This is a genomic window from Methylocystis suflitae (genome assembly GCF_024448135.1).
Classification (GTDB): Bacteria; Pseudomonadota; Alphaproteobacteria; order Rhizobiales; family Beijerinckiaceae; genus Methylocystis; species Methylocystis suflitae.
This window is the reverse complement of record NZ_JAMRYX010000054.1, coordinates 1-6953: the sequence shown is the minus strand read 5'-3', so window position 1 is coordinate 6953 and position 6953 is coordinate 1. Positions and strand designations below refer to the sequence as shown.

At 63.1% G+C, this 6953-nt stretch carries 10 protein-coding genes; all 10 read right to left on the bottom strand.

Translation table 11 applies throughout. The annotated features are described in order from the left end of the window. Positions 1-70: 70 nt before the first annotated feature. Entirely contained in the window at positions 71-436 is a 366-nt protein-coding gene (locus tag NEI07_RS04465) for a hypothetical protein (protein WP_256033005.1), read from the bottom strand. A gap of 13 nt (positions 437-449) precedes the next feature. Beyond that, positions 450-1190, bottom strand: a complete 741-nt coding sequence (locus NEI07_RS04460; protein ID WP_256033003.1) for a RuvC family protein — start codon at positions 1188-1190, stop codon at positions 450-452. Positions 1191-1204: 14 nt separating this feature from the next. Continuing rightward, positions 1205-3052: a DNA polymerase gene (locus NEI07_RS19580; protein WP_256033001.1), complete on the bottom strand. Its 1848-nt coding sequence runs from the start codon at positions 3050-3052 to the stop codon at positions 1205-1207. Then, positions 3033-3722 (bottom strand): hypothetical protein, encoded by a 690-nt coding sequence (locus NEI07_RS04450; RefSeq protein ID WP_256033000.1) that lies wholly within the window; start codon positions 3720-3722, stop codon positions 3033-3035. Before NEI07_RS04450 ends, NEI07_RS19580 begins: the two co-directional genes overlap by 20 nt. 72 nt (positions 3723-3794) lie before the next feature. After that, positions 3795-4505, bottom strand: coding sequence for a hypothetical protein (locus NEI07_RS04445; protein ID WP_256032999.1), 711 nt, complete (start codon positions 4503-4505; stop codon positions 3795-3797). Between the two features lie 66 nt (positions 4506-4571). After that, a complete protein-coding gene (locus tag NEI07_RS04440; RefSeq protein WP_256032998.1) occupies positions 4572-5018 on the bottom strand; it encodes a hypothetical protein in 447 nt (148 codons plus the stop codon). After that, entirely contained in the window at positions 5015-5191 is a 177-nt protein-coding gene (locus NEI07_RS04435; RefSeq protein ID WP_256032996.1) for a hypothetical protein, read from the bottom strand. Before NEI07_RS04435 ends, NEI07_RS04440 begins: the two co-directional genes overlap by 4 nt. Then, positions 5188-5508: a hypothetical protein gene (locus NEI07_RS04430; protein ID WP_256032994.1), complete on the bottom strand. Its 321-nt coding sequence runs from the start codon at positions 5506-5508 to the stop codon at positions 5188-5190. Before NEI07_RS04430 ends, NEI07_RS04435 begins: the two co-directional genes overlap by 4 nt. Positions 5509-5660: 152 nt before the next feature. Then, positions 5661-6053 carry a helix-turn-helix transcriptional regulator gene (locus NEI07_RS04425; RefSeq protein ID WP_256032993.1) on the bottom strand — a complete coding sequence of 131 codons (393 nt, stop codon included), beginning with the start codon at positions 6051-6053 and terminating at the stop codon, positions 5661-5663. Between the two features lie 29 nt (positions 6054-6082). Next, positions 6083-6736 (bottom strand): hypothetical protein, encoded by a 654-nt coding sequence (locus tag NEI07_RS04420; RefSeq protein ID WP_256032990.1) that lies wholly within the window; start codon positions 6734-6736, stop codon positions 6083-6085. Positions 6737-6953 lie beyond the last annotated feature (217 nt).

Here is a 6953-nt window from a genome sequence, read left to right as displayed (position 1 = left end):
CATGTCGTGTTGCACACATGCACATGTGAGCCGTTACACAAGCTCCCGCTTCCGGCCCTTCGAAGAGCCTTCAATTGTTGAAGGTGATTTCCAGCGCTTCCCGGCCACAGCGACTCACGGTAATGATTCTCGCAGCCGCTAGCCGACGCAGGGCTCGATATTTAGTGTAGCGGCTGACGCCAAGATCCGCCGCCAGGACAGCGTTTGAGACCCTGATTGTTCGTCTGTTGCGTAGCACGCGCTGTCGATAAATATGCAGCGCGACCGCCAGTTCATTTTTGCCGCGCATGATCGGAAACACGCGGTTGAACCACGCCAGCGGGCAGCCAATAAACTTCGCCTTTTTGCGTTCTAGGGCTTCCAGCTCGGCGCCGTCTGGGTCCAGCGGATCCCGGCCGTCGTTGGGCGGGAACAGATCGTCCGGGCCGCCCGTCATAGGCCGCACGCCTTTACTCTGCGACATTTGGGAGGCTCCCCTCGTTCAAGAAAAATTCCGCGCCGTAGCGCGCCAGCAACGCCGCCTCCGCCCGTCCATGATCTCTTTTGCGCTCAAACAGCTCGGCGCGGGCGGGCCACAACCGCAGCGCAAGCGCGCGGGCCTTTTCTTTGTCGGCGCCCAGCCCGAAGCGCTTTTTCCATTTGCAGGGCCAGACCAGCTGCGAAGGAATCGCCAGTGCGCCGATGACGCCCAGCACCGCGCCGTAGCTCGAGCCGAATTTAAAAACGCTCGAGACGCCTTGCTTCGGGCGGGCGGCGGCGCGCTCGACGATAGCGAAGTCGGGCGCCATTTGCCGGATGCGCGCGGCCAGCGTCGCAGCGTCGATCTCGCCAGCGACGACCGGCATGTCTTCCACGGCGATAAGCTCGGGATGCGCAGGGAAGTAGAAGGCGACTGCGCCCGCGAGGCCAGGGTCGACGCCCAGGATGCAGACGCCGGGGGCTTTCGGTCCCGCCTCGCTCGGCTGGCAGGACGAGTCTTCTTCCGGCCCGTAGTACGGCCACAGCTCGAACGCCTCTCTCGAGCTCCCCCCGAGCTCGTCTCCGGCCTTCTCCCGGCCGCACTCCCAACCGTCCTCCCGCAGCGCCGCGGCGGCAAGCCCAAAGACAATCAGCCTGCCGGCGCTGTCGGGATCGTCGAGATCCGGCGCTCGTTTGTAGCGCCGGCAGAATTCGCCGTACACGGTGCTCAACTTTCCCTCCTTTATTAAGCCGCCTGCGCTTCCAGCTTCGCCAGGCGCCGCCTGACTGTCGTCCACATCGCGCTGCCGCGCTTGTCGCGAAAATGTTCGCCGGGTCGCACAATCTGCTTATCAGTCGGCAGCTCATAGCCGCGCAACACAACCGCTGCGGCGTCGCGCATAAGGCGGTCGAGCTCTGTCGACGCCTGCTCGATTTCCCCGGCCGGCGCTTCGGCCATCAGCGCGTCGTGCACCGGCGCCACGACGCTCACGCCGCGCCGCTCCGCCAGAATGCTGGCGACGTGCAGAATCTCAGCGCCAGTGGACTGCATCGGGAAATTGCGGACGGTCCGCGGATTAGTCCCCGGCGGGCAGCGCAGGCGCCAGTCGAATGGCGTCGAGAGCTCCAGATCGAGGCCCGCGCGATCGGCGACGCCGGCCATGAAGTCTTCGAAGCGGTGGAAGCGGGTGCGTAGTCGGGCGAGGATCTCCGCAGCTTCAAACAGCGAGACGCCAGTGCGCAACGCCAGCGACCGCGCGCCGAGCCCATAGGAAATGCCGAGCACGACGGTCTTGAAGAGATCTCTTACGTCGGGGTGGGAATCTCCTGTGGCGTCCCCCGGCGCGAGGCCCAGCTGTTTGGCAATGCCCAAATAAACATCGCCGGTTTCGCAGGCCGCGAGCAGCTCGCCGTCGCCCGCCAGCACGGCGGCGATGCGCACTTCCTGTTGACAGTAGTCGCGGTGCGTCAGGGCCCGTCCTGACGGCGGGGAGATGAGCGAACGCGTCCACTTTGCCGGACCGAAAATATACTTGCTATTACTTGGTTGATTGCGTCCGGTCTTACTGCCGTAGGGGCCAAGCAAAGTCCGATTGCGGCCGTCGGATCCGACCGGGAGCGTATTAAGCCGCAGTTTTGCCAGCGACGCGCGCAGCTCGCGGAGCGGGTTGAGCTCCGGGTAGGGCTGGCACATATCCTCAAAAGTCTCGGCGCATTCGTCGAGTTTGCCGTCGGCGCGCGTCGGCCAGGCAATGCCTCGACGGCGGACGTAGGCTTCGAAGATCCTCGAGCGCCAGTGCGGGCGGCCGTCCTTGCCGACAGCGTAAATGGGCTCGAAGCGCCTTACGCCGCCCTCTTCGATCTCGGCGCCGAAGGGGGCGCCGATGTCTCCAACGATGTCGGCTTCGATATCCCGCCAGCGGTAGCGAATGCGATTGAATAGCGGTAGATCGAGGGGGACGCCGCGCCGTTCCTGGCACGCCGCCGCCCACATGAATTGCGCGCGCATGTGCGCATGAGGCCAGGAACGGACCGTCGGAACGATAGACGGAAAGAGGCGGGCCAGGGCGTCAACGTCGTCGCGGCAGTAGGCAAGAATGTCGCGACGCTCCTGCCGGCTGAACGGCGGGCCCTGCACGATTCGCTCGCGCATATCTCGCTTATGCGCCAGGTCGACGCCGTTGTCGCCGAAGTAGCGCAGCGCGCCGGGCAGCGAGTAAAAGCCTTTTTCGCGCTCGCCGCTCTTTACGCGAGCGTCATTGGTCAGGTGGCGGAACTCGACGTAAGGGTCGGCGGCGCGCGCCGGCTGGCCCCAGCCCAGCGCCAGGTGCGCACCGAACTCGGCAGTGAGCATGTAGCCAACAAGCAGGGCGTCGCCGCCGAGACTGTACGGCGGGAACGGCCCAAACCCGTCTTGCCACAACTCGACGTAACGGCCGCTGCGCATCTCGAAGGCGACAAGACACAGAGGCGAGATCTGGTCGCCCTCACGCCCGCCGTTCGCTAGTCCTGCGCCTGGGTAGTATTCGAAATCGACGCACCAAATCTCGCGGAACGGCAGATGGCGCCAATCGCTATAGGTCACCGCCGCCACCCGCCGGATCGTTCGCCGCGCCGAACAGCTCCCGGTAAATCGGGTGGGTTTCGTCGCGGATAATGCCGTGTTCGCCGAATGCGAGACGCACCAGCTCTTCAAACGACGGCAATTTGCTCCAGTCGGGATCCGGCGCGTAACCTTTTTGCGCCTCGCGGGTCTTATAGGAGCGCGCGGCCCATACAAGTTTCAACCAGGCGTCGATGGCGCGCTTGGCCGCCTCGCGCGCCGTGCTCCACGCTTCGTTGTCGCGCTCGCTCTCGCGCGGGTGACTTATCGGCCACAAGCGCGGCGCTCCGGCGCGGTTGACAACTGTCACCAGGGTGCACGGCCGCGCCTCCTCGATGCGGCCCTGCATCGCGGGAGCGATGATGTAATACTGCGCATCAATGACGCCCTCGGGTTTGTGCGTGTAAATTTCGGTTCGGCGGCGATAGAGCGGATCCGGGTGCGTTCGGAAGAAGTCTCGCGGCTTGTCGACCGGCACACTGTGAATGTGCGTCTCGGTAATGCCGTCGCCGAGCTTCGGGTCGAGGAACAGCGCCTCGATATCGGCTGCGTCGGCGACGGCTTTCGGGGCCTTCTCTCGAGGCGCGGTAGGGGCCTCGGCTTGCTGCGCATGCGCGCTAGTTTCTGTGGTAGATTCAAGCGGCTCAGCTTTGGCGGTCATAACCGGCTCCAGGGTTGGCAGAGAAGAGGGAAAGCGTGGCGGCGCTGCAACGTCGCCGCGCTTTGTGTCGGCTCACCAAGGAATGGAATCGTTGAGCTCTTCGCCCAGCGACGGCTTTTCGGCCTGCGCTTCGATCTGCTCTGGCGGCGCGTTCTGCGCCGCGAGCGCTTCGGCGCGCCTGTCATAGCGCCAGTCGAGAACGCTAAGGACAGGTTTGGGTTTTGGCCCGAAACGTGTGCGCATCCTCCCAACGTCCAAGCGAATGAGCGGCAGTGCGCCAGGATGGCCGGCGCTGCGGACGAAGGCGATGGCGCGGGACAGCTCCTCGACCGCGTCCCGACCGCCCCACGACGACGTGGTGAAAGTAAAGGCTTGCGCGGTCTTGGGATCGATTAACTGCACCAGACGCGTGTCTCGCCATGGATCCGACGGCCTACCGTCGAGCCCTAATTCCCATTCGCTCTCGTCGTCATGGCCGAGTTCAACGCGCTCGGGATGACGCTCACCGGGCTTAGTAACCAACGTCTCTGCGGGGCGCCCGTCGAGCCAGCGAACCCAACAGACGGTGACGTGAACGGGAATAAATTCGCGCCCGTTCATTACCGCTTCACCACTGCGGTATTCACCGTTTACGAATTTCAAAAAGTCGCCGTAAGTCTGCCCGTCGCGCTGGGGCACGCCGCCCCAGCCGTCAGGCGCATCGAACGGCGTCGGCTGCATTGCCGCGACGACGGCAGTAGTTGAAGTTTCAGGTTCAGTCTTCGGTACTGGACGTTTTGACATTTCACGTACTCCACTACTCATTCACTTCACGAGCGCTCGGGGCAACCCGAGCTGATGTTTTGGGCGTCACTCCACCCCCTTCTTCGCGAGATCACCCGCGTCACGCTCCAGCGCAGCGCCGCCCAGCGGCAACAAACAAAAATCCGGATTTTTGAGGCTTTGCGCCGCCTCGCGCACAATCGGACCAGTCGGATCTATGCCCTGCTCTTGAAGGCGGCGCGCGAGGAAGGCTTTGCGGACAAGATCGGCGGTAGCGGCTTTTGCCGCGCAGTTCGACGCACTGACGATCTCGAGCGCTTGGGCTTCGTCGAGCAGATAGGCGCCAACCTGCCGCGGCAGCGGGCCATATGTCTCGAGGCGCATGCGTCGGCGCGAGATGAGCTCGCGGAGCTTGCGAATATCGACGCCGAGGATGAAGCTAAGGTTGAGATCCTTGAGGCGCAGCGCGCCGTAGATGCTGAGCAACGCGGCCGCGACGCCGGGCCAGTCCGGCGCTCCATTGACGGCGCTCATTGGTGCGCCTCCAGGAAGGCCCCCAGCAAATTCTCGACACTGGCGCGAGCCGGGGCTAGCGCCTCTTCGATATTGACGCAGTTCAACGCCGGCTCGCCCTGCAACGCTGCAAGGATCGCACCGAAAATGTCGGCGACGACTTCGTCGACAGGGGTGGGCGCGGCGCGGCTCATTGCTTGGCCTCCTCACCGCAGAAGACGTCCATCGCGTGATCGACCGCGTCGTCGACGCTGATCGTGTCCGCCAGATATCTGCGGACAAGCCGCTCAGCTGGCGCGAGCGCATCGCGCAGTAAAGCGTCGAGCTCACTGTGGCGCAGCGCGCTGAAGCGCGGATCGCGGCGCAAAGCTTGGGCGACTAGCGCGAAAACCTTCTCAACGATCTCGTGACACTCGTCGCCGAAGCCTGCCTCAAACTTCAACGCCTCGCGCAGGCGAGCGCGCAAATCGGCGGCTTGCGTATTGGCGTCGGTTGTCCTAAGTGTTTCCATGTCTCTCTCCTGTTGCGGGGTGAGCAGTTCGCCGCGCCGGGCGTTGTGAAGGTCTCCCGGCGCGGCCCTCTTTCCCGAAATTCGACAAAGTTCTTCCGTCGGCGCACGCGATGCGCGCCGTTGCTGCTCTTTCGTTGTGTCGGGTTGTGCGCTTAGGCGGGAGCGGCTTCGCGCGTTTCGGCCTTTTCACCCGGCGGCGCCTTGCGGCGTTCAGCGATGAATCGCTCTAGGTCATCGTCATCGATGCCGCGACGACGCGGACCGAGGTGAATGACAGCTGGGCCGATTCCCAATTCAATCCACCTCTGCAAAGTGCGGTAGGACACGCCGAGGACCTCGGCGCACTCACGCACTGGCCGGATGCGCTTCGGATGTTTCTTGTGACGGGCAGGCGAGAACTCTAAAGACATGCAATGCGCGTCCTTTGGTGAACTTGACGCGCAAAAAACTGCCACACAAAAAATCCGCCGCAAAAATACGCCAAATCCGCCGACGCATTTTTCGGCGGGTTTTTTAACGTGCTGAAATTGCGTGGTTTGCGGCAAAATTCCGCCGTGCGGCGGATTTGGCGGATTTATCCGACCGATGATTGGCGTCCTCTCCGCCGTTTTGGCCAGGCAAATTTACGGAATCGGTTGCGCGTGATTCGCGCTTGAAAATGCGTCTCGGCCGCGTCGCGCGCCTCGTCCTCGTTACAGGGCGCTAGCGTGTTCAAAAACGCTTCAAGCTCAGCGTCGCGCGCTTCCGGCAAATCGCGCCATGAGTCGCGCGCTTCTACCTCTTCGACGATCGCAGTTGGCTTGATCTCGGCGCCAGTCTGCACCGTCTCGACAATTCGCAAGCCATGAATCTCGATAACTGGATCGCCGCCTCGCGCGAAGTTGGCGCGCGGCTGAAACTCCCACGCGCCCCGGCGCCACACGTCCGCGGGAATTGTGATTTTAGGGTTGTGTAAGCCGTCAATATGGCCGGTCGCGGCGACGCAACCTTCACGCTGCAACTGGTCTAATAGACCTTCAGAAACGCGCGCCTCAAATTCTCGGCGCCTCTGCACTGCGGCAGCGATCTTTTCTTGCCAGACGGCAATCTCTTCGTTGACCGGCTTCGCCGCGGTTTGATCGGTGAGCAGGTTCGAATGGTCTTGAACCGCGGCCTCTCGCTTCGATCGGTTTTCGGGCGTCTCATAGCGAGATAGCGCCTCGCCCAATAAGAATGTCTCGTCGGCCATCGCGTGCATCCGCGAGCATCAAATTGGGTGCTGAGAAATCGAGCGATGCACTCTCGACTTGTTGCCTGGCCGGGCTATCTCAGCGCGGTTGATTTTAGCTCTTTCGCGCGAGCGCAACCACATTGTTGGACGGCGTTCGTCTCTCAACGATCGCCATCACGTGCGCCGCCCAAGCTTCAAGTGCGGCCCGTTTTTCCTCGGCCCAATCGTGACGCTG

What these genes read in the sequence shown, in the direction of transcription:
- NEI07_RS04420 (WP_256032990.1), bottom strand. Translation starts at nt 6,736, where the DNA reads ATGGCCGACGAGACATTCTTATTGGGCGAGGCGCTATCTCGCTATGAG.
- NEI07_RS04430 (WP_256032994.1), bottom strand. Translation starts at nt 5,508, where the DNA reads ATGGAAACACTTAGGACAACCGACGCCAATACGCAAGCCGCCGATTTG.
- NEI07_RS04450 (WP_256033000.1), bottom strand. Translation starts at nt 3,722, where the DNA reads ATGACCGCCAAAGCTGAGCCGCTTGAATCTACCACAGAAACTAGCGCG.
- NEI07_RS04465 (WP_256033005.1), bottom strand. Translation starts at nt 436, where the DNA reads ATGACGGGCGGCCCGGACGATCTGTTCCCGCCCAACGACGGCCGGGAT.
- NEI07_RS04435 (WP_256032996.1), bottom strand. Translation starts at nt 5,191, where the DNA reads ATGAGCCGCGCCGCGCCCACCCCTGTCGACGAAGTCGTCGCCGACATT.
- NEI07_RS04440 (WP_256032998.1), bottom strand. Translation starts at nt 5,018, where the DNA reads ATGAGCGCCGTCAATGGAGCGCCGGACTGGCCCGGCGTCGCGGCCGCG.
- NEI07_RS04445 (WP_256032999.1), bottom strand. Translation starts at nt 4,505, where the DNA reads ATGTCAAAACGTCCAGTACCGAAGACTGAACCTGAAACTTCAACTACT.